The organism is Trichocoleus sp. FACHB-6, assembly GCF_014695815.1.
GTDB lineage: Bacteria > Cyanobacteriota > Cyanobacteriia > Cyanobacteriales > FACHB-T130 > Funiculus > Funiculus sociatus.
On record NZ_JACJOY010000111.1, the window covers coordinates 1 to 25,010 of the forward strand.

At 45.5% G+C, this 25,010-nt stretch carries 22 protein-coding genes; 11 read left to right on the forward strand and 11 right to left on the reverse strand.

The features are described 5' to 3' along the window. Window positions 1–174: 174 nt before the first annotated feature. Both H6F66_RS22065 and H6F66_RS22070 read right to left on the reverse strand, forming a co-directional pair. Window positions 175–1,965 carry a glycosyltransferase gene (locus H6F66_RS22065; RefSeq protein WP_190425503.1) on the reverse strand — a complete coding sequence of 597 codons (1,791 nt, stop codon included), beginning with the start codon at window positions 1,963–1,965 and terminating at the stop codon, window positions 175–177. 51 nt (window positions 1,966–2,016) lie between these two features. Next, window positions 2,017–3,231: a glycosyltransferase gene (locus tag H6F66_RS22070; RefSeq protein WP_190425505.1), complete on the reverse strand. Its 1,215-nt coding sequence runs from the start codon at window positions 3,229–3,231 to the stop codon at window positions 2,017–2,019. Between the two features lie 472 nt (window positions 3,232–3,703). On the opposite strand from H6F66_RS22070, the gene H6F66_RS22075 reads away from it, so the two are divergent. Both H6F66_RS22075 and H6F66_RS22080 read left to right on the forward strand, forming a co-directional pair. Next, window positions 3,704–4,684 carry a glycosyltransferase family 2 protein gene (locus tag H6F66_RS22075; protein WP_190425508.1) on the forward strand — a complete coding sequence of 327 codons (981 nt, stop codon included), beginning with the start codon at window positions 3,704–3,706 and terminating at the stop codon, window positions 4,682–4,684. A 95-nt stretch (window positions 4,685–4,779) separates the two neighbouring features. Beyond that, complete coding sequence (locus H6F66_RS22080; RefSeq protein WP_190425510.1) at window positions 4,780–5,469, forward strand: TVP38/TMEM64 family protein; 690 nt, start codon at window positions 4,780–4,782, stop codon at window positions 5,467–5,469. Window positions 5,470–5,527: 58 nt separating this feature from the next. Here the strand turns inward: H6F66_RS22080 and H6F66_RS22085 are convergent, their stop codons facing one another. Both H6F66_RS22085 and H6F66_RS22090 read right to left on the reverse strand, forming a co-directional pair. Then, a complete protein-coding gene (locus H6F66_RS22085) occupies window positions 5,528–7,201 on the reverse strand; it encodes a hypothetical protein (protein WP_199295170.1) in 1,674 nt (557 codons plus the stop codon). Between the two features lie 345 nt (window positions 7,202–7,546). After that, on the reverse strand, window positions 7,547–8,434 hold the full coding sequence (locus H6F66_RS22090; protein WP_199295171.1) for a hypothetical protein: 888 nt from the start codon (window positions 8,432–8,434) through the stop codon (window positions 7,547–7,549). Between the two features lie 269 nt (window positions 8,435–8,703). Between H6F66_RS22090 and H6F66_RS22095 the strand changes: the two genes are divergently transcribed. Together H6F66_RS22095 and fmt are read left to right on the forward strand one after the other, a co-directional pair. After that, complete coding sequence (locus tag H6F66_RS22095) at window positions 8,704–9,510, forward strand: OmpA family protein (RefSeq protein ID WP_190425514.1); 807 nt, start codon at window positions 8,704–8,706, stop codon at window positions 9,508–9,510. Between the two features lie 388 nt (window positions 9,511–9,898). Then, window positions 9,899–10,900, forward strand: coding sequence for a methionyl-tRNA formyltransferase (fmt, locus tag H6F66_RS22100; RefSeq protein ID WP_190425516.1), 1,002 nt, complete (start codon window positions 9,899–9,901; stop codon window positions 10,898–10,900). 26 nt (window positions 10,901–10,926) lie between these two features. Here the strand turns inward: fmt and H6F66_RS22105 are convergent, their stop codons facing one another. The 3 genes from H6F66_RS22105 to ccsB form a co-directional block, all read right to left on the reverse strand. Beyond that, entirely contained in the window at window positions 10,927–11,286 is a 360-nt protein-coding gene (locus H6F66_RS22105; protein WP_190425518.1) for a DUF6464 family protein, read from the reverse strand. A 290-nt stretch (window positions 11,287–11,576) separates the two neighbouring features. Beyond that, the gene (locus H6F66_RS22110; RefSeq protein ID WP_190425521.1) at window positions 11,577–12,350 is read right to left on the reverse strand and encodes a KGK domain-containing protein; all 774 of its coding nucleotides are present in this window, start codon (window positions 12,348–12,350) and stop codon (window positions 11,577–11,579) included. Between the two features lie 146 nt (window positions 12,351–12,496). Continuing rightward, entirely contained in the window at window positions 12,497–13,570 is a 1,074-nt protein-coding gene (gene ccsB, locus H6F66_RS22115; RefSeq protein WP_190425524.1) for a c-type cytochrome biogenesis protein CcsB, read from the reverse strand. 197 nt (window positions 13,571–13,767) lie between these two features. Here ccsB and clpP point away from each other — a divergent pair, with 197 nt between their 5' ends. Next, window positions 13,768–14,367 carry an ATP-dependent Clp endopeptidase proteolytic subunit ClpP gene (gene clpP, locus H6F66_RS22120; RefSeq protein WP_190425527.1) on the forward strand — a complete coding sequence of 200 codons (600 nt, stop codon included), beginning with the start codon at window positions 13,768–13,770 and terminating at the stop codon, window positions 14,365–14,367. A gap of 115 nt (window positions 14,368–14,482) precedes the next feature. Here the strand turns inward: clpP and H6F66_RS22125 are convergent, their stop codons facing one another. Both H6F66_RS22125 and H6F66_RS22130 read right to left on the reverse strand, forming a co-directional pair. Continuing rightward, on the reverse strand, window positions 14,483–15,472 hold the full coding sequence (locus H6F66_RS22125; protein ID WP_190425530.1) for a hypothetical protein: 990 nt from the start codon (window positions 15,470–15,472) through the stop codon (window positions 14,483–14,485). A gap of 499 nt (window positions 15,473–15,971) precedes the next feature. Beyond that, window positions 15,972–16,151 (reverse strand): hypothetical protein, encoded by a 180-nt coding sequence (locus H6F66_RS22130; RefSeq protein WP_190425534.1) that lies wholly within the window; start codon window positions 16,149–16,151, stop codon window positions 15,972–15,974. A 120-nt stretch (window positions 16,152–16,271) separates the two neighbouring features. On the opposite strand from H6F66_RS22130, the gene H6F66_RS22135 reads away from it, so the two are divergent. The 3 genes from H6F66_RS22135 (at window position 16,272) to H6F66_RS22145 (ending at window position 19,997) form a co-directional block, all read left to right on the forward strand. After that, window positions 16,272–18,545 (forward strand): ribonuclease R family protein, encoded by a 2,274-nt coding sequence (locus tag H6F66_RS22135; protein WP_190425537.1) that lies wholly within the window; start codon window positions 16,272–16,274, stop codon window positions 18,543–18,545. 74 nt (window positions 18,546–18,619) lie between these two features. After that, window positions 18,620–19,237: a flavin prenyltransferase UbiX gene (locus tag H6F66_RS22140; protein ID WP_190425540.1), complete on the forward strand. Its 618-nt coding sequence runs from the start codon at window positions 18,620–18,622 to the stop codon at window positions 19,235–19,237. Between the two features lie 46 nt (window positions 19,238–19,283). Beyond that, window positions 19,284–19,997, forward strand: coding sequence for a LapA family protein (locus H6F66_RS22145; RefSeq protein WP_190425543.1), 714 nt, complete (start codon window positions 19,284–19,286; stop codon window positions 19,995–19,997). Window positions 19,998–20,070: 73 nt separating this feature from the next. Here H6F66_RS22145 and H6F66_RS22150 read toward each other — a convergent pair whose 3' ends face one another. Next, complete coding sequence (locus H6F66_RS22150) at window positions 20,071–20,262, reverse strand: hypothetical protein (protein WP_190425544.1); 192 nt, start codon at window positions 20,260–20,262, stop codon at window positions 20,071–20,073. A gap of 381 nt (window positions 20,263–20,643) precedes the next feature. Here H6F66_RS22150 and H6F66_RS22155 point away from each other — a divergent pair, with 381 nt between their 5' ends. Further along, window positions 20,644–22,053 carry an NB-ARC domain-containing protein gene (locus H6F66_RS22155; protein WP_190425547.1) on the forward strand — a complete coding sequence of 470 codons (1,410 nt, stop codon included), beginning with the start codon at window positions 20,644–20,646 and terminating at the stop codon, window positions 22,051–22,053. A 162-nt stretch (window positions 22,054–22,215) separates the two neighbouring features. Here the strand turns inward: H6F66_RS22155 and H6F66_RS22160 are convergent, their stop codons facing one another. After that, window positions 22,216–22,437 carry a hypothetical protein gene (locus H6F66_RS22160; RefSeq protein ID WP_190425697.1) on the reverse strand — a complete coding sequence of 74 codons (222 nt, stop codon included), beginning with the start codon at window positions 22,435–22,437 and terminating at the stop codon, window positions 22,216–22,218. 253 nt (window positions 22,438–22,690) lie between these two features. Here H6F66_RS22160 and H6F66_RS22165 point away from each other — a divergent pair, with 253 nt between their 5' ends. Then, window positions 22,691–24,187, forward strand: coding sequence for an NB-ARC domain-containing protein (locus tag H6F66_RS22165; RefSeq protein ID WP_190425550.1), 1,497 nt, complete (start codon window positions 22,691–22,693; stop codon window positions 24,185–24,187). A gap of 86 nt (window positions 24,188–24,273) precedes the next feature. Continuing rightward, the gene (locus H6F66_RS22170) at window positions 24,274–24,852 is read left to right on the forward strand and encodes a shikimate kinase (protein ID WP_190425555.1); all 579 of its coding nucleotides are present in this window, start codon (window positions 24,274–24,276) and stop codon (window positions 24,850–24,852) included. The last annotated feature ends 158 nt before the right edge of the window (window positions 24,853–25,010 follow it).

Below are 25,010 nucleotides of genomic sequence, written 5' to 3' on the forward strand. Positions count from 1 at the left end.
AAGGATTTCCCACTCTTCGTCTGTTAGGCTGCTAGAGTACGGCATGACTGCTGGATACGGCTTTTGCGGTAACTGTACTTCAAGATAGTAAAAGATGTCAAATGGGTTCTATACGCAAAGAGCGCGAAGGAAGAAGTAGAAGGAAGAAGTTAGTAACGAAACCCAAAACTCTTTTTATTTTTCGCAGCGATACAGTTTGTAGTCGTAGCCATCTACTGCGAGAGAAGATAAAGGGTTTTGAACGCATCCGTTTAATTCTATTGGCGCGTGGAAATTTACTAGCCACAAATCTAGGGGTCGCGGCAAAGTAGCTAAAGTTTTTTGCAAGGCAATTGTTGAGGTTTTGGGATTTTTGTCTTGATGGGCTAGGAGAAATTGGGGATTTTGTGGCAAACCTTGACGTTTAAATTCCCAAGCTATTCCCATCATTTCTCCATTTTGTACGTGGGTTTTGCGGGTGGTGGCAATGAGCACGGGCGCTTGAGAATTTTGTTGAATTATTGGGGCTAAAAGGTCGGGACGATAATATTTTTGATAGCCTAAATTACTGACTACTGTTATTCCGCTCAAAAGTCCCATCAGCCAAATTAGAACAACGGCTGTTTTCCCTTTATTTTCCCAACAAGCGGCAAGACTAGCTCCCACTACCACTATTACAGCCGGAAAATAGACAAAGTTATACCGTGCGCCCCGCGTGAGATCGATACCGAGAAAATAGGTAAAGACGAAAAACAACGCGATCGCACTCCAGACGAAAACCTCAAATAACCAAGTATTTTGATGGCGCTGCCGCTGGACTTTTAGACCGCGATATAGTATCGGTAGCGCCCAGAAAAAGAAAATCACCATCACCACCACAGAAGCAATTACTAAAGGTAACTGACTTGCCTCCACTGGTAGCAGAGATATCATAGTTATCCAAGCGGCGATCGCCTGAAACACTGGACTCAACCAAGCAAGACCGACGCGATCGCCTTGAATCCATTCAGTAAGCTTACCTCCATAACTGTTCTGCAAAAATACTGGCACCCAAACTAATCCTCCTGCCAGCGTACCCGCAGCAACCGCAACCAATGGAAGTAGAAACCGAGGAGTAAACAGATCCCCTTTCTCAAGGGAAGCTTGTTTCACATTCTCAACTGCATCTGTTTCTTCTTCCTCTGTTTCCTTTGCGTTCTTCGCGCCTAAAGCCCTAACGCGCATGGCTTCGCTAACGCTAATGCGGTTCATTCCTCCCCAAACTATGGCAATTAACGCCACAGCTTCCGCACACAAGGTAAGAGCGAAGAAATAATGACTAGCAATACCCAAAGTATTCACCCCTACCCAAACCAGCACCAACCAGATTGGCAGTGGTTTCTGACGCTGAATGTGCCTTACAGCGACCACCAAGCCCCCCAAAGAAGCAATCACCCATAACATTGCCAGAGTGTAATGACGAGCTTCCTGCGCCAGGAAGATGCCGTAGGGAGAAACCGCCATCATTGCCGCCGCCATTTGCCCGACTAACTGGGAGCGAAAAGCAAACCGTGCCAGTGCGTAGACAGCGGGAATGGAGGCTACACCCAGAAGCGCAGCAAGCGATCGCGCTCCCCACAAAGAAACCAATCCTTCGATCTCTCCGTTGACGGGAGGAGGAAACAGTTGTAGCCACAGGTGAGTTAAGACAAAGTAGAGTGGCGGATGGTTACTCTCAGTAAGTAAGTGATGAATTACATCGCCTATACCTGCTGCTGGGCTAGGTATAAGCGGTTGCAGAAGAGTATCGAGAGCGATCGCTTGATCTAGAGGAACGCCCGTAAAACTATTGCCCAGACTAAAAGTGAGCGTAGAAAACTCATCAGTCCAAGGCGACTTAAGAGCCAGATTCATCAAGCGCAAGCCAGTTCCAATTCCTATCCACACCACTAGCAGCAGGAGTGGGAATTTTGAGTTTTGAATTTTGAGTTTTGAGTTAGAACTCATAATTTATATTTCCTAATTCTTAATTCCTAACTCCCAACTCCTAACTCGTAACTACTTGACTTCCGTCACCCGCCAGCTAAGTTTGAGGTTAATCCAGAAATTCCAGAATGTGACAGTAGCGATCGCAATCAGATTCGCTATATATTCGTTGATTCCCAACAAATTAAACAGCAAATTTAGAATCGTCACATTCAACACCAGCCCTGCCAAACAGATAATATTAAATTTCAACAACCTTTTAAAGCGCTTGCTCCAGCCCTTTTGCTGACTGCTGATATCCCCAAACGTCCAACGGTCATTCCACAAGAAATTATTGATAATTGCCACTTCAGCAGCAATAACTGCACTGCGAGTCAATCCCCATTCCAACTCGCTACGCAACAGATAAAACACTGCCATATGGACAAACACCCCGCTTAAACCCACCGCACCAAAGCGAATAAACCGACCCACAGGCCAGAGGGAAAGACGTAACTTCAGCAGATGTCGCAAATACTCCACGTATTGTTTCCAAGTTACCTTGCTCATCCCCTCCTGCCGCTCTTGAAACACGTAGCCTACCTCGGCAATCCAACTGATATTTCCTCGGCCCAGCACCTCAATCAAAATCTTGTAACCTAGCGGATTGAGCATTTTGCCAGCAAGACAGTCGTGGCGCACTAAAAAGTATCCACTCATCGGGTCAGAAACGCGACCAACCACCCCAGGCAGCACCATTAACCCAATTAACTGCGCCCCACGGGACAAAAACCGCCGCACAATACTCCAATCGCTTACGCCGCCGTTTTCCACATGGCGACTGGCAACTGCCAAATCTGCTCCGCGCTGCATTTTGCCCCACAGCTGCAATAACAACTCTGGAGGATGCTGGAGATCGCCATCAATCACGCCTAACACTTCTCCCCTCGCTACCTGCCAACCGCGAATCACGGCAGTAGAAAGTCCCCGTTCCTCGACTCGCCGCATCACCCGTAGTTGGGGATATTTGCTGACGAGTGACAGGGCAACTTTCCAGGTAAGGTCTGGGCTATCATCATCGACGACGATCAGTTCGTAGGCATTAGGGAGAACTGCATCCAGCAGTAGGCTCAATAACTGAATTATGTACTCAATGTTTTCACCTTCGTTATAAGTAGGAATCACTAGAGATAAACGAATCAGGCTAGTGCTTGTATTCTTAGAAGCTGTTTGGGCTTCAGGAATTTGCAATGCACCCAAGGGGACGGGCAAAAGGAAGTGAGGTTGTGTAACAGACCAATTCGCCATGAAACTCCACCAAATCGAGTGTGTGGGAGGAGCGAACTCGATTCATGAGATTCCAGGACAGCTTAAAGCAAAATGATAATCTTTATTCAGGTAAGTCGTGTCGCCAAGGTAAATAATTTTTTGTTTTTATAAGCCGAGACAGAAATTAACATTTGGCTCTAAGCTCCACAAGGCCGTATATTCGCGTAGAGCAAAGTTAACAGCGTCTGGATTTTGGTAATTTCCCCGTTGTCTGGTGGACAGGATTGGCGATAAAACTTCGGCATACCCGAATTTTCAGCCTTCCAGATTATAGGATGCGTAACTACACGCTTGATCGCGATCGCGCTCCTTAAAGCCACATCGAACAGCGGCCAGCGCCGCAGCGGTATATAAATCCTAGCGCGAGCATCCTACTGGAAAAAGGAGAATTTAGGTTATTTAGCTCAGCTAGATGAAACTTAACATATCTTAACTTGTCGTGTTTTTTTATATGTCCTCAGATATAAACTCTGTAGAACTCTCTGTAATAGTTCCTGTTTACAACGAGGAGCTAAATATTGACTATTTGTTTGAACGACTGCTATCTGTGCTGGAAACCTTGGACACTAGCTATGAGATAGTTTGCGTCAATGATGGCAGTAAGGATAATACCTTGAAGTGTCTAATTGAACATCATCATCGTAATCCAGTTATTAAAGTAGTCAACTTGTCCCGCAACTTCGGCAAAGAAGTTGCTCTCAGCGCCGGACTCGACTATGCTACTGGTGCCGCCGTGGTGCCGATTGATGCCGACCTGCAAGATCCGCCAGAGTTAATTAAAGAACTCGTGGAAAAATGGCGCGAAGGCTATGATGTAGTTTATGCGACCAGGCGATCGCGTGGAGAAGAAAGCTGGCTGAAGCAAATGACAGCCAACGCTTTCTACAAAATAATTGGTAAAATGAGCCGCGTTCCCATCCCCCGCAATACCGGAGACTTTCGCTTGCTAGATCGGCGTGTGGTTGAAGCCATCAAGCAAATGCCAGAACGCACCCGGTTTATGAAAGGATTATTTGCCTGGGTAGGTTTTAAGCAAACATCCGTACTTTTTGACCGTCCCCAACGTTACAAAGGAACTACTACCTGGAACTATTGGCGTTTGTGGAACTTTGCCATTGATGGTATTACCTCTTTTAGCTTTCTCCCCTTGAAAGTTTGGAGTTACGTAGGCGTTACCATCTCCCTACTGTCATTTCTCTACGCCACTTTTTTAATTTATCGGACTTTGCTCTATGGGGTCGATCTTCCTGGTTATGCCTCGATAATGGTAGCGATTCTATTTCTGGGAGGCATTCAGCTAGTAACGCTGGGTATCATTGGCGAGTATCTTAGTCGTGTCTACGAAGAAGTCAAAGGACGACCGCTTTATTTAGTGCGAGACGCTTATGGCTTTAAAAATAATGGGGAAGAGGGGATTGGTAATAGGGATTAGGGAATTGGTAATAGGGAATAGCTAAGAGGTAAAAGTTGTGAATTAATAAATTCTAATTTCTAAGTTTTTCCCAATCCCCAATCCCCAATCCCTAAATGTTGAATTTTAAAAGCGGCATTTTCCTACTTACTTTCGTCTGCATTATTGTGACTGCGATCGCAGTATATCTGCTGGGAGGCATCGATCCCGCACAACTTCAGGCAAGCCTGAATAAAGCTGGCATCTGGGCACCAATTATTTATATCGCCCTGTATACCGTGGCAACGCTGTTAATATTGCCTTCAACAGCACTCAATCTCACCAGTGGCGCAATTTTTGGCCCTTGGCTGGGGACGCTTTGGACGACTATTGCCGCTGTGATTGCCGCTGTAGTGGCTTTTGCCTTTACGCGCACGGTCGGACGCGAATTTGTTGCCCGAAAGCTGGCTGGGCGCTTAGCTGCCATCGATGCGGAGATGATTCAGGGGGGATTGTTCTATATGTTTGCCGTTCGGCTACAGCCAATTATTCCCTACGGCTTAGTCAATTTTGCCGCTGGTTTAACGTCAGTCCGCTTTCGGGACTACCTTCTGGGAACAATTCTGGGAACAGTTCCGGGAGTGCTGCCGTTTGTAATGTTGGGCAGTTATGGTTTGCGAGCGTTGAGAACGGGTGATTTTTTGCCTCTAATCGGGGCGTTGCTGTTAGCGGCGATGCTGGTTGGGGGTGCCACATGGTATTATCGTCGCCGCAGCGATCCACGCAAGGCTTTATTAGAAAAAGAGCGTGGGGAAACTAAGGAGTGAGGAGTTAGGAATCAATAGGGTTTACTTAACGCTTTGCAATTCATAACCCACAATTCTTTCAATTTGTGCGATGACCCAAAATTGCTGTTGGGGCAACAGGCGCAATATCTGGATTAAATCCTCCCACCTGATTAGTACGAATTACCCACAATGTGGCACCATTTTTTAACAATATAGTAGCAATTTCATCATGCGCTCGTCGCGGTAACATTGTGCGCCAAGTTGTCAGCGCCTTGAAGATGGTGGTAAGGGTGCCGTCTGTTGCCCGAATTCCTGCTAAATTTTCAGCGTTTTTCTCCCAGTCTGATCGGATAATCCCCAAGGGTGCTAATTGTTTTTCAAGGCTGCGGCCCAATTTTACTAACTGTTTAAATCTCAGAGTTTGGGTGTCTTGGGGATGACGGCGTAACCATTCTTGAATGCGGGGATTAGACTTAACTTCTTCCTCTACTTGCTTAATTGTCACAAAAAGCGCCTGATTTGCATCTTGTACGCAAGAAGTTGCTGGTGTGACTACCGATCCGCCAGTACCATCACCAATTCGATAGCGTGCCATCATGATGTTTAACTGCCGCAAAAATTCATCCATTGGTGACAGTTTGATGCCATCAAAATCATAATCTTGGGTGACAGCATCGAATTTAACAATGATGTCGGAAACTGGTCGATTCCCTAGCCAACCCCGCTGTAAATCTCCCATGTAGCTAGACCATTTAATTGCGCCAGCAACGATGCCATCAGGATTATGGGCATAAATTTGCTGATATTCGATGTCGAAGCGTAACTCTGAAGTTATGCGATCGCGCACTACTTTAGCAATACCATAAGCGAAGTGTCCCGTAACCAAACCCAAAGGTGCTGGTTCAGCTTTTTTCCCACCTATCCCCCCATAAGTATGAATCACAATTGCCTTATCTCCCTCGCGCCAAGGAGTATCTATTAAAGATTGGGGAGTAATTGGTTGCTTCTTTGGTTCTAGTAAAATAATTTTTGCAGTTCCCTTTTGCCTTTTCGTACCTTTCCAAATCTTATTAATATAGGCAATTGCCCTCTGATTTACATAAACTTCATCCGCTTGGAGTCGCATCAGGGCGCGGGGTTCAATTGCTTGTGTCACAAAGACACCATCCGCATCTTTTGCACCATAAATATACCAACCTGTTGAATTAAAAGGAGATTTTTCCAGCCCGCGATTCGTCGATCTGGTAATCCCATTGCGGTCAGGTGGCACTTGAGGAATGCGGATAGTTTCTCTGGTGCCATCGAATTGTTGTGATGTTTTATTAAAGTGACGAACAACAAACTTATCTTTGTTCTTTTCTGCTCTTTTAATAATACTAACCAAGCCATAAACTCGACCCACGACTTGCACGGGTTCCTTGGTAATAATCAAAGATTGGCGTTCGTCGTTGGCGTTGGATACAACAACAGGATTTTGTAATTCCACGATGATATTATCTTGAGGGTTTGCCCCCGCCAGTGACTCTAAAGGGCCAACCCTTTGCCAATTGTTCAATCTATCGGGATGCAAATTTCCTGATTTTTTACTATCTTCAGTTGTCTGGTTAAAACTTACATCTTGCGTTACAGTTTTAACAAATTCTTGCACCTCTGGGTCGCCACTCCACTTTAAATTGACAATCTTTCCAATTAAATTTTGATGAGTGGAATCAGCGTTTTGTACTTCAAAAAGTACCGAATCGTCTTTTTGTCGCTGTTCTTTCGATGGCAATATAAGTCTTCCCGTCCACGAACTAACGGGTTGATAAATTGATGAAATCCTTTGATTTGCCGGATAATAATTTGGTTGATTGAATGGACTTTTGATATATATTTCATAATTAGATATATTAGGTTTAGCAGAATTATTTTTTAGGGTATAATAAATATATCCTCCTAAAGTACCAATTAATAGACTCAGAAGCAAAAAAATAATTAATAATACCTTTTTTGGTCGTTTTGTTTTCCGCAATTTATTTATTAATAAAAATAATTTATAAAAATATCTAACTAAGTAAAAACATAAAAGTTTTGAGTTTTGAATTAAAAGCTAATTCAAAACTCAAAATTCCAAACATTAGTAATGAGCTTGCGGCCCTGCCCAAGAATGGGTAATTGTTTGACCAAACACCAAAGGTTGATCTTCGATGGCGGCTAGGGTTTGACCATCGAGATCAACAGCCCATAAAGGCCAGTTTTCCTCGCCCAATTCGCCAGCGCGAAAGAGAACTTGGTCGGGATTGGTGCGACTCCAACCTAACAGGATAGCGTTACTGTAATCATTCCTATTTGGCGCAATTGTGGTAGTGCGATTTTGCTTACGATCCCACACAACGGCGTAGTCAGAAGCATCAGAGGTGCTAAACAGACCTTCAAATTGCCGTGCTAGGATGCGATCGCCTTCTTTAGACCAAGAAACGGGGATCAAAATGGCGATTATCCCTGGCATATCGGCTTCTTCGTTACTGACAAAAGGATTGTCAGCCAAGGGAGAAGATGCTGAGATTGTCCTTAAGTCCCCTGTCCGCAAATTTTCCAAAAACATCACACTCGTAACGCGGGAGCGGAATAAATCCGGCTGCACCTCCATCTTAATCCGACTGTAGGCTGCGTACTGACCATCCGGAGAAACTAAGGACGGACTGCGATAGTAGCGCACACCAGAACCCGCCTTGGTGCTGACTTCCGTATGGGTTGTCAATACCCAATTCCAAGGGATGGGATGAGGACTATCGAGGGGATCGATCTGCACCCCAAGTTGAGCTATTTGGGGAGTCATTTCGGGGGCAGCTTCACGAACTTCCTTTGACGACTGGGGATATTGCATAGGTGAGGGACGTGCGATTGTAGACGCAGCTGTGCTAGCCAAGGCAAATGAGCTAGGAGCCATCAGCAGCGCAGCCGCTAAGAGAGGAAGGTATGGTTCGGGGCAAAACCATACTGAGCGGAGGAGGCGTTTCAACATCGATTAGGGGTTTGTTGCTAAACAGCGTTTCTTGTGTGAAGAGCAACGCCTAAGGAACAGTGCAGCGTCCCTATACGTATATGTATATGTCATAAAACCTGGCATAAATGACAAAAGATTTTAAAAAATTTATTATCTGACCTTAAATCTCGCTTCCGGGGTCATGCAGCACAAACAGGGAGGCGGAAAAGATACGCATCAGCATAAAAGAATAACCTCGTTGACATTAGCGAGTGCTACTCTGTTGTGGAAGAAAGTGGGAAAAACGGGTGACAGAAGACGCAACATTTGCTAAGGCTAATACTTCCCCTCGCCAATCTAGGGGCAAGGGTCGATTTATACAGGCTTTAGGGTGGCGGCTGCTGCTACTCTTGGTTGGAGGTGGTTTGGCTGGGCTTTTTGGTATTGTTGTCGCCACGTTATTTCCTGACTTAAATGCAGAAGTGCCTCTGGTGGTCAGAGTGCTACGCCTCAAACAGCCGCAGCCATCAAGTGCTGTTAGGATGATACCGTCACAGCTCAGTATAGAGCAAAGGCAACAACTACAATCTGAGTTACAACAGTTGCAGCTTGATTTACAGGGAATACGCGATCGCACTAGCAGCCTGGAAACTCAACTTGGTAGCGATCGCGCCAACGTTCCCCTAGAAGCGCGATTAGCTGCCATCGAAGGGCAAATTCAAGGCAAAAGCCTTCCCAATACCTCTGCGTCTGAATTGTCATTGGATGCCGTGAAAGTAACACTGCCCAGCGATAGTTTATTTAAAGATAATGAAAGGGTTTTGCTCCCAGAGGCACCCGTGATTTTGGACGCAGCGATCGCTGATTTGCGTAATTACCAAGATGCCACAATTCATATTGCTGCCCACACTGATGACGCTGGGGAAGCCAAAGATAATACCGAAAAATCCTTTTTACTCGCTAGAACAGTTGAACAGTATTTATCTACCGCTTTGGGTAAGCAATACCGTATGGTTGTTATTGGCTATGGCGAAACTTTTCCCTTGGTAATTAATGATAGCGATATCAACCGACAGCGCAACCGCCGAATTGAATTAATAGTTATTAACCATTAGTTATATTATGTCTGGACAATTATCTATCATTGTAAGGAAACTTCCCTTCTATTAGGAAATGGGCGACATTGGGTTCCGCCAAACTCTCTCTAGAGGTTTTTTTATTATGGGCAGTTCCACGGATTTGATATCATTAGTAAGTTGTTCAGTAAGGAATTATATCAATAATAAATGAGTTATAAAGATTAACTAACTGCGTTGGCGGAGCCTGGGCGTTAGCACTTAGGAAGAAAAGGAAGAGTTCATGAATGATTTAGGATTGCTACAAGTGGATATGCGAAATAAATTACGCATCAAATCCTATTGACAGCTTTATGTAGTAAGGCAAGGTTGTGTAATAAATTCTACATAGTTACTTAACAATTCCCAATTCCCAATCCCCAATTAAATGAAAGTAATATTTTTTGGCACCCCACAGTTTGCTGTACCGACTTTAGAAAGGCTATTAAGCAATCCAGAATTTGAGGTTTTGGGCGTTGTCACGCAACCGGATAAGCGGCGGGGACGCGGCAATCAAATGATGCCTTCACCAGTAAAAAGTGTAGCTTTATCACATCAGCTAAGAGTTTGGCAACCCCAGCGGATAAAAAAAGACGAGGAAACTCTGACCCAGCTACAGGAGACGGGGGCAGATGTGTTTGTGGTTGTTGCTTACGGGCAGATTCTCTCCCAACAAATTCTGGATATGCCTTCATTGGGTTGCATCAACGTACACGGCTCGATTTTACCGAAGTATCGAGGTGCTGCCCCGATCCAGTGGTGTCTCTATCATGGCGAGATAGAAACCGGAATCACGACGATGCTGATGGATGCGGGGATGGATACTGGCGCTATGCTCTTGAAAGCTTCCACTCCGATTCGGCTGTTGGACAATGCCCAAGATTTGCAAGAAAAGTTGGCTGGTGTGGGAGCAGATTTGTTAGTGGAAACTCTCCGGAAGCTGAATCAAGAAATTGAACCAATCCCCCAAGATGCTTCTGAGGCGACATATGCGCCGCTGATTAAAAAGCCGGATTATTATATCGATTGGTCGAAAGAAGCGATCGCATTACACAACCAAATCAGAGGATTTTTTCCGGACTGTGTGGCGAGATTTCGGGGTAATCCTCTCAAAATCATCGCTACTGCTCCCCTTAGCTCGGCTTATGGGTCATTGCTGCCAGAATTAGAGGCGTTACAGCAGGAGTGCCAAGCCTTATCTTCCCTTTCAGTTCATCCCGGTGAAGTGGTGAATATTGTCAAGGGAATGGGGCCCATTGTTCAAACCGGGGATGGACTGTTGCTACTGCGGGAAGTGCAGCTATCAGGAAAACGCGCTCAGTCTGGTTGGGACTTTGCCAATGGCACTCGTTTAGCGGTAGGGGAAGTTTTGGAGAGTTTTGAGTTATGAGTAAATAACTTCTTACTCTTTCCCACTTAGCACTCAGCACTTTCAAATGAACGACAGCGATCGCATGGCCCCTCTGGATTAACCGCACAGCGAATTAGTTCTGAGTGAGCATTAAAGCGGCATCTGGCATCCCCAATTACCCAGCGTCCCTTAACAAAGCTTTTCTCTGTCGGACGTTGCGCTGACTGCACGTAAAGCGCGATTTTATGTAATCGATAGCGTCCCGCCTTGTACTGGTAGCGGTGGCGACGTTCTAAAACAGCGTAAGTTTTACCTGCTACATCTAGATAATTACCCGGTTGCGGTGTCCAATCTAGATCGAGGTTGCCGAGAGACTGACGTGGATGCGTCAAAATCAGCTCTGTGGGTAAAGAGTATGGCTCCATAAACAACAGATGTGTTGGTAACTATATCTTCAAAGTATCGCACTGCCAGCTTATAGCCTGCTTTATCCTCGTTGGGAATGAGAATAGACAAGACATAAATTTCGCGATCGCTTCTCAAAAATTTGTGTAGCCTCAGACTGAAGTCTAAGGCTACTTTCGCTTATGCGATCGCTTCACATCCAGTTATAGCGTTTCAAGGGTTAGGTGGAATATATCGCGGTGACGTTATCGCCACCTTGGTAGAGACATGGTATTGCCATGTCCCTATGAATTGCTATAAACAATGTTAGTTATTGATTTTGCCAATTACCCTGGTTCATGTCTTGCCACACATCGTCAAGTAGCGAGTCGGCTGCGTTGTCTTCCGTCTCATTGTTTTGGGATAATTCTGCAAAGTCCAGCTCATCGTCCTGCATTCCTGTCATCCCTGACAAATCCAGTTCATTCTCATCGAAAACTGGTGAAATTGTCATATCCAGCTCATTTTCATCAAAAACAGGTGTCCCTGACAAATCCAGTTCATTCTCATCGAAAACTGGTGAAATTGTCATATCCAGCTCATTTTCATCGAAAACTGGTGTCTCCGCTAATTCCAGCTCATCTTCAGCGAAAACTGGTGTGCCTGACAAATCCAGCTCATCTTCTGCGAATGGCCCCTCTACCAAGATGACCTCTTCTTCATAAATAAAGGCTGTCGGTGCTGCGACTAGCTCATCCTCTTCGATGGCTGCTGGTGGCGGTGCCTGTACTTGTACTGGCTGGCTCGCTCTCGTAGCTGGTTGCTGTGGTGCATCTGAATCTTCAGGAGAAAATTCCAGAGTAAATCTCACTTTTCCTTTTTGCCAGCCGTTAGAACCAAATCTCAGCACCTCACAAGAGATGCCTTGTTCGCTAAACCAACCATCTTTTTCTTCTGTCCATCCACCTAACCCATATTCCAATTGGGTTCTGATGGCTTCTGCGAATTCTCCGACTCTGAAGGTGCGGTGTCCAATTAAAATTTGGGCAGAATCATCAACAGAGAGAACTTCGCCTTTTGATAATGAGTCGAATTGATTATCCACAACTATCTCCCCCGGCTTAATTTTTTCAAAGTGTGATTAGTCAGTTGTCAGGTGTCACCCAATTGTCAAGTTGTCAATTTGAAACGTTGTGAGGTTCTAACAACTTTCCAACCTTCCAACGTTCTTTCCGCCAACAAACAAAAAGCTTAAAAGAACCAACCGTAGCTGTGGAGTCCTTTGCCCAACAGATTGACCCCAAGATAGCAGACCCAGACTACTACAAATCCTGTTGCTGCCAAAATTGCTGGTCGTCGCCCTTGCCAGCCTTTGGTGATCCGGGCATGGAGGTAGGCAGCAAATACCAACCAGGTAATCAGCGCCCAGGTTTCTTTGGGGTCCCAACTCCAGTAGGACCCCCAAGCTTCATTTGCCCAAACACCACCAGCGATAATTCCAATTGTCAGCAGAGGAAATCCTAACCCGATGATGCGGTAACTGATGTTATCTAGGGTTTCGGCGAGATTCAGGCGCTGCGGCGACAGGATGGAAGCGTCATTAATTACCTCTTTTTGAGAGGTTTGTGGGTTGGCTAAATCGAGAACGGCGGTTTTGGCACTGCCATTGCTTTCAAAAACACTGTTGACAGAAGATGAGTTGCTAGCTTCCCCTTGTGGTTGAAGTACCAAATCGGTTGCTTTTTGTAGACGGTAGGGGCGATCGCTTTCGTCCTTACTGCGAAATCCACCAGTTCCTACGGAACTGCCGCGAAGTTCGATGTTTTTCCCGCCACTAACGACAAGGAAAGCGATCGCTAACAGCGAACCTACCATCAGCGCTGCATAAGAGAGCATCATAACGCTGACGTGCATCATCAGCCAATTAGATTTTAGCGCCGGAACTAACGGTTCTGCCGACTGCATACTTGATGGCAAAGTCAGGGCGGCAAAAGCGGTGATGCCCATTGCCACTGGTGCAGTGACAACGCCCACTAAGCGGCTCTTGCTCATATTTTCCGCAATTAGATGAATTGTAGTAATCCCCCAAGCCAGAAAAAATAGGGATTCATAGAGATTGCTTAAGGGGAAGTAGCCAGCTTCCAGCCAACGTGCGCTCAGTAAAGCAGCAATGCAGAGGTTTGCGATCGCCATCCCCGATGTTCCCAATACTGGTAGGTAAGGAATGTTATTAAAAGCTGCCCCTCCCCAGTAAATCAGCATCGTGACAAACAGGACAGCAAACGAGATATTATCCAACCCATTTTGAAGTGCAACCAGGTTCATGTTGTGTACTAGAAAGTGCAGTTTTAAAACAATCGCGTCGGCATAGCGCCACTTTGATCCTATCGGTTCTGGGGACTCTGGTTAGAGTTGGCAGTGTTTTTTAAGGCGATCGCGCAACGCATACGGAAACCCGCCCAGGAGATTTCAGCATTCTAATCGCTAAAATTAAGAAAAATCACGATAACAGGCTTGGCGTAATGATTCCTACCGTAATCGAACAATCAGGTCGCGGCGAACGCGCCTTTGATATCTACTCCCGGCTGCTGCGCGAACGCATCATCTTCTTGGGACAACAAGTTGACTCCGACCTCGCCAACTTAATCGTGGCTCAGCTGCTGTTTCTAGATGCCGAAGATCCGGAAAAAGATGTTTACCTCTACATCAACTCTCCCGGCGGTTCCGTCACCGCCGGAATGGGCATTTTTGACACTATGAATCAAATTCGCCCCGATGTCAGCACCATTTGCGTCGGTTTAGCTGCCAGTATGGGTGCTTTTCTCCTCAGCGCTGGTGCCAAAGGCAAGCGGATGAGTTTGCCCCATTCCCGGATTATGATCCACCAGCCACTAGGCGGCGCTCAAGGTCAAGCCACGGATATCGAGATCCAAGCTAAGGAAATCCTTTACCACAAGCGTCGCTTAAATGAGTATCTGGCTCAACATACAGGTCAGCCTATTGAGCGGATCGAGGAAGATACGGAGCGGGACTTCTTTATGTCGGCTGAGGAATCAAAGCAGTACGGACTGATTGACCAAGTGATTAACCGCACTCCCTCGGCGATGAGCGCCACCAATTAAAAATTATACCCCCTTAAAAAGGGGGCTAGTTGTAGGTTGGGCCCTTGGTTCCAAGGGCTCAACCTACTTGTCTAGTGTTAGTTAGGAACCTAGTACCGAATCCAATTGGGCCTTTTTAATTTTCAGGCGTTGGCTGGGATTCAAGATAATGCAGGAATTCCAGCAATTCTTCCTCGTTGAGTTCGGCGCGAGTTGGTCTGCCGTAGGTACGCTGCAAATAATCGCGTCCTTGGCGACCTTGATCCTTATTCCAGCCTAAGCGTTTAATTTCGTGAGTAGTTTGGGATAAAGTTTCTAGATAGTCGAGGAACTTCAGCCATTCTTTTTCTGTTAGTAAATTGCGATCGCGCTTGCCGAAACTTCGCTCTAGATAATCGCGTTCCTGATCTTTATTCCAGCGCAATTCCTTGAGCTTGATTGTAATTTTGCCAATCGCATCCCGCAAGTCAATTTCCTCGCCAGCCGGAGTTGTGCCACCCCATGACATATCGGCGGTCGTGGGAGCGCCTAAATCGTCTACTTTTCTGGCGCTATTAACGTTATTGCTGGAGTGATAACCAGGCTTTGTCCCCGGAGAATTGAACTGACTGCCAAACAACCCTCCAGAAACCTCTTCCGGTGTCTCGACAAAGGCATCTTCCTCATACAGCTCACTTTGAGCCGGAGAAAACTCATCATCTGCAAATGGGACGACATCATAAGTCGGGAGTGACGCCGCCGGAGAAGGTACAGCAGCACGGGGTCGTTGTGAGGCAGAAAGTTCAGGGGTGTCATTAACGCTGAGTGTCTCAGCGGGACTTCCCATCGGGTTCGGCTGTACCACGCGCTCTTGCGTAATGACTGGTTCGGGTTTGGGGGTTTCTATCGGCGCTTCAAGTGCAGCAGACTGTGTTGCTGTTGCTGGTGCCATTCCCAACAGGTTCAGCGCTCTAGTTGTTGCCTTATCTTCTGCCAGCTCAACTTCTGGAGCCGCCGCCAAACCTGTCGCTAGGGTAATACCTTCGACTTGAACAACTGCCCGAACCACATACTTTCCTTCGTGAATGGTCAGTAACTCGGTGGACAGGCTACCTAAGGGATAACGAACTCGGAATAGAGAAAACATAAATATTCCCACCCCTAAACCTAGTGGGATGTTGTGGCTCCCATCTTTTGTTAAGTATAGTACGCTGCTAAGAAAACGGATTTTCTTTAGTGCCTAAAGAAACTAAAATAATTAGAGACTGTTCATCGCTAGGTATAAAACCATTCTCTACTGCCCTCTACCTTCGCTTCGTCACCGAGTCCGTTTCACAGCGGTTGGCAGCAGAGGAAAAAAGCAGTGGGTCAAAGTGCTTTCGTCGTTCTCGTCGTCAAGCACCGACTCTCGTAAAAACTGGTTGGTTCTGAACGCCGATTAGAACCGGAGATATTATTCAGGACAGCTGCTTTACACAAGCTGCTTGGGGGATTCCAGAATGGTGAAGAGAGCGATGTACCCCAAAAGCGCCCAAGTGCGGACTTAAAAGACGCGATAAATCCACGTCTGGTACAAGACTAGGAAACTAAGCCGTCTGTTGCTCAAAGTCTGTCTAAATGTGTTTCAAAGCACGTCTAGAGAAAGACTAAAGTCTTGTGCTTGAGTTCTTCTTATGCGATCGCATCGCACTCTCTAGAGATGACGGTTGTTTGTTTACTGTAAGGTGAAAAACGCGCCACAACAAACTTAACAGCAAGGCAGCAACAACAACACGACGGATGTGCAGCTGCCACATCAGGGTAAAAACACAAAGACGAAGAGTCATTAGTCATTAGTCATGGCCTTTGGACAAGAAATGCGCGCACTAAAGACTAGAAACTAAGCACTAATGACTAATAACTAAGGACAAAGAATTGTTTTATGGCGGAGGCAAACTCATAGGTACATGGAATTTTCAATCGCTACACTACTTTCAAATTTTTCTGATGACAAGTTAGTGGCTCCCAAGGTACTCGAAAAAAAAATGGGTTGCCAGGATGAGGCGAGTCTGAATCAACTACAGATTGCCCTGGATGCTTTGGAGAGAATCGGAATTCTAATCAAAGAGCGTGGTAAGTATAGGCGCGTCTATGAAGAAGACGTGGTAGAAGCTAAACTGCGCTGTTCCAGTAAGGGCTTTTGCTTTGCGATTCAGGAGGTAGAGGGGTCGGAGGATATTTATGTGCGGGAGAGCCATCTCTCAACAGCTTGGAATGGCGATCGCGTACTGGTAAAAGTTACCAAAGAAGGAAACCGCAAGCGAAGTCCAGAAGGGGAAGTGCGGCTAATTCTGGAACGGGCAAATCCATCGGTATTGGCACGAGTTAAGCAAAACGAAACCGGCTTTCGCGCTGTTCCTCTAGACGATCGGCTACTATTTGAACTTGACCTGGTTTCAGCCGAGAACCTGGCGGATGCTATTGATTACCTGGTACACGTAGAAGTCCTGCGCTACCCCTTGGCGACAAAACCGCCAGTAGGCAGAGTCGCTCGCATCCTTGGCAGCAATGCGGAAGCAGCAGCTGACACCGATATTGTCTGTTGCAAGCACGATTTGCCTCAGAGTTTTCCGGCAGATGTGCTGTCACAAGCCGAAGCGTTGCCACAAAAACTAGAGAAAAAGGATTTAAAGCATCGTAAAGATTTACGCTCTCTGTTGACCCTCGCCTTTGCACCTGATGGTAGTTACAACCAAGAAAATGCAATCACCTTGGAGAAAACAGAGGATAAACAGTGGCACTTAGGCATTCACGTCACTGATGTTGCCCACTACGTCCAGCCGGACGAGCCGCTGGATCGGGAAGCCCGCAAGCGGGGAATGACGGTGTATCTGGGCGATATGGTGGTGCAAATGCTACCGGATGCGATCGCAAGTCGCTGCTCTTTGGTGCCTGGTCAAGATCGGTTAGCCATCTCAGTCATATTTACCATAGATTCAGCTTCTGGGCAGTTGGTGGAGTATGAGATTCACCCCAGCGTCATCCAAGTGGACGCGCAGCTTAGTTACCAACAAGCTGAGGCGATTTTGGATCGCCATCAGGATGCCGACCCCCCAGTGATGGAAATGCTCAGTCAGTTATTCTTTGAGCTGAGTCCAGCTGTGAAAGCGCAACGATTTGCTAGGGGAGGATTTGAATTAAATCTGCCCGGTACTCAATTACACTACAGCGATGAAGGAACTCTCGGAGCGATCGTAGTTTCGGGGGGAGTTCGTTCTCTGGTAATGGAGTTGATGCTGCTATTCAATCAAGCAGTAGCTTCTCACCTGCAAGGGCTGTTTCTACCTGCAATTTATCGCGTCCAGGCACCCCCAGATGCAGAGGATGTCCAAGAATTGATGAAGTTGGCAAGCAATCTGAGGATGGATCTACGTCTGGAACAGGAAGATGTAGTGACACCACGGGATTATCAACGTTTTACTCAGATGTTCGCCACTTCAGGGTCGGAGCGCGTTTTGACATATCTGTTGCAGTCAACGCTTAAACCGTGTACTTACAGCACGACTGGTGGCTCTCACTTTGGTTTAGCTTTGGGTGCGGGGGAACAGGAGGATGTTCCTTACACTCACTGTTTATCACCTTTGCGGCGCTACGCAGATTTAATGGTTTCGCGGATCTTGCTGGAGATGTTTGAGAAAGGACGCGATCGCCGTACTACCCGTGCTAAAGATAGCGTGAATCTCCGCCATAGTTCCTCTCACGGTAATATCAACTGGAATGTCTTACCACCAGACGCGCAGCAAGAGTTGGAAGCGCAGCTTTCTGGTTTGGTTGTGCATCTCAACGAGCGAGAAAAGCTTACTATAGATGCCCAAGCGGATCTCCAAGGACTCAAAAAAGCTGAGTTGATGAAGGAACGCACCGGGGAGGTTTTCCAGGGGTTAATTACTGGTGTCCAATCTTACGGTTTCTTTGTGGAAATCGAAGATTTGCTGGTGGAGGGACTGGTACACGTCAGTTCGCTCAAAGATGACTGGTATGAGTTCCGCTCCCGCCACGCCTGCCTTGTAGGACGTAAGAGCCGCGTTTCTTATCGATTAGGCGATCGCGTGGAAGTCCAAGTTAAAAGCGTTGATTACTACCGTCAACAAATTGACCTTGTAATCGTCGGCGGCGGTAGCGAAGCCAGCAATGAAGATATAGAGGCAGAAAACGGCGAGTTGGGTGAAATGGATGAATAGCTAATGGCTAATAGCTAATGGCTAATGGCTAATGGCTAATTGCCATTAGCCGTACTTGAAGTGACCAATAACTAATGACTAAAAACACTTTGCCTCTAATCTTAGGCATCACTGGTGCCTCTGGCTTAATTTATGCTGTCCGTGCTTTGAAATTTCTGCTAGAAGCAGAATACAGCATTGAACTGGTTGCCTCTAAATCTACTTATATAGTTTGGCAGGCAGAACAAAATATCCGAATGCCTCCTAACCCTGAAGAACAGGAACAATTTTGGCGACAGCAAGCGGGGGTAGAACTAGCAGGTAAACTACGCTGTCACCCTTGGAGCGATGTGGGAGCTAATATTGCTAGCGGTTCCTTCCGCACACTGGGGATGGTAATCATGCCATGTAGTATGAGTACCGTAGCAAAGCTGGCGGCGGGTTTGAGTTCCGACTTGCTGGAGAGGGCAAGCGATGTACAACTCAAAGAAGGACGTAAACTTGTTATTGTGCCGAGAGAAACGCCCTTCAGCCTGATTCATCTGCGTAACCTGACCACTTTGGCAGAAGCAGGCGCTAGAATTGTTCCAGCTATCCCGGCTTGGTATCACAATCCCCAAAGTATTGAAGACTTGGTGGATTTTGTTGTAGCTCGTGCTTTAGACCAGCTGGACATTGATTGCATCCCAATCAACCGCTGGGAAGGAAAATAGAAATTTAAGATAGTCTTAATTTTTAATTTCTCATTTTTAATAGATTATGCGGATTTTGCTGGTATTTTTGCTGCTGGGAACTCTGGCTTTATTTGCCATTCAAAACTTGTCGCCGTTGTCGATAGTGTTTTTCGGGGCGAGGACACAGGCGCTACCGCTAGCGGTGTGGATAATAGTAGCGATCGCATCTGGCGCGATCGTTAGCGGTTTGTTGCAATTTTTCAGCTATCTGCAACAACGTCCTTTGCGATCGCGCATCCGCAAACTGGAAAAACTAGAAGCCGAATCAACTCGTTCTAACTGGCGACGGCGCGAAACTGGCGATGATACTCAACAAACCCCTTACACCCCTCCCCCTCCACCACCACCGGAAACTAAAAACGCCGATTCCTATGAAGATGACTGGGAAGAGGATACCAGCACTACTGATGACGATGAGTGGGATTTTGAGGAGAAGCCAGCCGTCGCAGACACCAGTTCTCAAAATTTTCCCGAAGAAGACCGCACGAGGTACGAAGTTAGGCAAGAACCAAAAAGCGCCTCACGAGCTGGTTCAGTCTACTCTTATAGCTACCGGGAACCAAAGAATTCAGGCGTTGGAAAAACTGAGGCGGTTTATGACGCCAATTACCGCGTGATTACGCCGCCCTATCAGCCACCGACCCCGGAAACCAATCAGGATGAAGATGACTGGGGATTTGAAGATGAGGACGAAGACAACTTTGAGGATGATTGGCGCAGCGACAAGCCAAGAGCGTGACCCCTAGCCACGCTCCTAATCTTGATTTACAATTTCACCGTTCTATGATTGATTTGTTCAAGATCACAAATGCTTATGAGCGTAGTAGTTCGCGGGATTGCTGCTTCACGTGTCCAGCCATAGCCGCTTGCTGTAAGGTCATAAAGGCGTTTAGATCCTCGCTGTCATACTTTTTTTTGAGCAGCTGTCGCAGTTGTTCTTCAGCTTCTATCGTTAAGTAGCCGATGGCTAGAGCCTGTTGGACAAGTTCACGGATTAGCATCATGTGGTTATTACCTAGAAAAACGTCAAGAGCAAACACCGATTTTTTAAATGCTCAACTCGCCTAAGTAGATTTGCGGATGCCATATCTGAGAACGGAGGAAGATACCACTTACGTAGCTGAAACTGCCACAACTGTCTAAACTCAAGGAAAACCGTAGCCTCATCTCCTTTTCCCTCCACACCCTGTAAATATTTAATAAAGTTTAGATGAAAGTTCGATGAAGTCTCCATAAAATTAAGGATAACTAAAAGATTACGTAAACTACACCTAACAGACGTTATTAAATTCGTTAGAACTTTATCGTTAGTTCGTTAGTATTTCATAATTAATCAGTTAAAATCAGGCGTTGGCAATCTTGAATTGGGATGGCAACGCAGGGGAATGGAATCAACTGTTAATGAACAGGAAGCCGATTTTCAAGAGGCGGCAAATAACTGGAATCTGGAAAAGCTATACATAGACTTAGCTTCTGCCAAAGGTAGAAGCCTGACACCAGTTGAAAAAAAATTCTTGAGAGGCTTACTGTGTGGTTACTCTCCTGCCGAAATTGCAGATACTGTCTACAAAAGTCGCACTTCGAGTGCCGTTAGAGTCTATTTATCCAATGGATTATATAAATATATTCAGGAACTTCTAATTCGTCAGACTGGCGACACAATAAAGATAAAGAACTGGAGCCGCGTTACTAACTTGCTCTCCAAAGCAGGATATAAAACTGAATCTGTTAATTTGCTAGAACAAAATCAAAGCGAGGCAGAGGAGACGTTACAGTCTACAGTAGTTGCTGATCAGCACCAAGATTGGGAAGAAGTTATAGATGTAGAAGACTTCTATGGTTCTCAAGAAGAACTAGCAACTTTAGAACAGTGGATTGTTAACGACAGCTGCCGCTTGGTGGCGTTGCTAGGAATGGGGGGAATCGGTAAAACTGCTCTTGCTGTAAAGTTGGCAGAACAAATAAGCGAAAACTTTGAGTTTGTCATCTGGCGATCGCTTCGTCATGCGCCACCGATTCAGGATCTGGTGGCTTCTTTGATTCAATTTCTGTCTCAAGGACAAGAAACAGTAGACAGCCTATCGGCAGAAGTGACAATTTCTCGCTTGATGACTTATATCCGAAGTCGCCGCTGTTTACTGATTCTGGATCAAGCTGAAGCGGTTTTATGCAGTGGCAAAAATGCTGGTTATTATAGCTACGAATATCAGGTGTATGGAGAACTATTTCGACGCTTAGGAGAAGAACGCCATCCCAGCTGCTGCATTCTCACCAGCCGGGAAAAACCCAAAGAAATTGCCGCACTCGAAGGCGCAAACCTACCTGTTCGCTGTCTTGAATTGCGGGGTTTGGCAGCATCCAATGCACAAGAACTGTTGCAACTTAAAGGTTTGATTGGCGAGCCAGAAGAATGCCGAGTTTTAATTAACCGTTATAGCGGTAATCCGTTAATCCTCAAAATTGTAGCAACGACAATTAAAGATATTTTCAACGGTAATATTACAGACTTTTTATCAAAAGAAATTGTGGTTTTTGGCGATGTCCGTGATTTACTAGATATACATTTTGAACGCTTATCGAATATAGAAAGAAAAGTAATGTACTGGCTGGCAATTCGTCACAAGTCTGTTTCTGTAGGTGCCTTCCAAGAGGAGATTGCACCAGGAATATCGAAACGGGAACAGATGGAAGCCATTGAATCTTTGCGGAGGCGATCGCTTCTGGAGAAAAACTTAACAAACTTCACGCTGCTACCAGTAGTCAGAGCGTATCTAGCAGAAAAATTAGTTGAGTAGGTTTAGGGAGAAATAACTGCTAAATCTGTTGCTTTCTTAATCAGCCTAGTATTAATTAATCTTCCCAGCGAGGCATAGGAAAATAATTCTTGGAGGAGTCATCAATAGTTAATTTTGGATTTTTGAAAGCTATGAACCTCAACCATCCGGATTTTTGTCTCGCTATGAAGCTCTTAAATGCCGGGAAAGCTGCTTTTGTCGCGCTAATTCGCGAGACTCTTGACGAACCTGACCCTCCATTGCTGCTTGCTGCAACTTCATAAAGGCTTTGAAATCTTCAAAGCCATACTTCGTGGTTAGAAGTCTCCGCAGTTGCTCCTCGGCTGCGATGGTAAGATAGCCCGTCGTCATAGCCTGTTGGACAACTTCACGGATATTAATCACTTTACTCTTCATGGGTAGCACCCCCAAAAACTTGTCAACCTAAGTGGAATTACTGGGATTTTACGATTTAGCCTTATTAAGCAACAGTAGCATCACTGAATGTAGATTACAGTAATTTAAAGTTAATTTAAAAGAAATTTAAAGTTAACATAAACTTTTCATAAGCGGATATATTAATAACATTGGATTAATTTATAGAAATCCAATGTTATTACTTAAGGCAGAGTCTTAATAAGGTTTAGTTGTATTTATTATGACTGGTGCATCTGAAATCAAAAGAGGCAATAGTAACGTTTATTTATCCGGGAGTTTGAAGCAAAAGCTACATGATGAGTTTAAAAAAAGATATAAGCCAAATGGCAACCGGGCCCTAATACAAGACTTTTTAAGCGCGTGGCGGAAACAACTCGATACACCTGAACCATCACGCCAAGCTTTACGAGCTATTTTGGAATCAGAAAGTCGCCACACCTGCGAGTATCGGATTGCCAACGGCTTATGTCAACTGTTACTCAACTGTTCATACGATGAATGGATAGACTCATACCAGCAGGTTCAAGACACAACTGATAGGGAGTTAGTCTTTACTCAAAACTGCTCGTTGGCAACTCCTGTTGTCGGATGTTCTTCATCGCAGCCAGAGCTAAAAACGTCAGCTGCCACGCCACAAAGTGAGAACTCAAAACGCCAGATAGGGGTATTTATACCAAATACTCGCTGCCGGAGTGTGTGGGGAAGAGATAACTTAATTGAAGAAATATTGCAGCGGATTTGCGATCCGAATGAAGTATCTATCCTCTCGCTTACTGGCAGTCCGGGGTATGGTAAATCGGAAGCTGCGAGTTTTGTTGCCAAAGAAGCACTTAAAAGAAATCTCTTTAGTGATGTGCTATGGGTTACGGCTCGACAAAGCGAATTAGTTGATGGTTATATTAGCTTTGAAAAGCCTTTTAAATCTCTTAGTTGGCAGCAATTTATCAAGGAAATAGCATATCAACTAGCTTGCCCTGTAGAGCAAGTTCACCAGCGTCTTAGAGAAGAAAAGCTGCTACTCGTATTAGACAACGCTGAAACTGCACAAATTGAGAATATTGTGGGGAATCTTGTCAAGATGCTTAACCCCAGCCGAGCGCTGTTAACCAGCAGACTTAGGATAAAACCTCCATACTTAGGATTAATTGAAGTTCCAAGACTTGAAGAAAAATGGTCACACATTTTGTTAGCTGATGAGGCAAAATACAATAATCTAGCGATACTTAGGCAGGCAAGTGATGAACAGTTACATCAATTGCATGAGTTTTCTTGCGGCGCACCGCTAGCACTACATTTTTTGGTGGGGCGTATTTTTCACGTTCGTACACTTGAGCCAGTATTGTCGGAACTTTCAGCAACCAGCCGACCACTTGAAACATTCTATCGCTTCTGCCTGGAGCCAACTTGGCAACGAATCGGTGTGCCAGCACAGACCATACTGCGTTATATAGCTGGGAGTGATGTAAGCGTCAGCAGAGCAGATTTGTCTAGAGATTGGAAGTTACTGGAAGAAGATTTGGACATAGCGATCGCTGAGCTACGACGATGGTATTTAATTGAAGATTTACAAGATTTGGAGATAGACAATCCACGATATAATTTGCATCCTTGGGTGAAAAGCTGTGTGCGGGGTGGATTGGTGGAAAAGTGGCAACCTTCACTACGAAATTTGAAAGAGGTAGTCTTACAAAATTTTGATATATATGGTAATAGGTAATGGGGAAGTAAAAGACCAATTCTATTTTCTGGAGTTGATTGCGAAAGTGTGAAAGCGATCGCTTGTAGAATTTAATATTTATAGATATGGAAAACAATAATCGTCAAGTTAGGGAATCGCTCAAGGGCATCAATATCTATCTGGTGGGGATGATGGGTGCTGGGAAGACCAGCGTAGGGAAATTACTTGCCCAGCAGCTGGGTTACGGTTTTGTGGACACCGATAACGTAATTGAGAAAGCAGCTGGTAAATCCATTAACGATATTTTTGCCAGTGAGGGTGAAGACAGCTTTCGACAGATGGAAAGCAAAGTGCTACAGGAAATGTCAGCTTTTACCAGGTTAGCGATCGCGACCGGCGGCGGTATTATCCTGCGCCTAGAGAATTGGGGCTATCTGCAATACGGTCTAGTAGTGTGGCTAGACGCACCAGTAGAACTTTTAGTCGCCCGTCTGCAAAACGATACCACCCGACCTTTGTTAAAAAACGCTGACCTAGCTACCGAATTGGAAAACCGTTTCCACCAACGCCAGCCACTCTACGCGCAAGCAGACCTGCAAATCTCCATTAGCCAAGAGCAAACTCCCGAACAAATCGCCAAGCAAATCATAGAAGCGATTCCCACAGTTCTCAGGAAGCGACCTCAAAGCAATAACGGTCATTAAACCTATCCCTAATTTGATGTAGGATTTACTTAGACTAGAGGTATAAATCATGATTAGAGATTGAAATATTGAATCTTCAAACAGCTGCAAATAAACGCCCCGCAGAGGCACCTATGTTCTAAACTTCTAAAAACAATAACTAGCCTGATTCTGCCAAG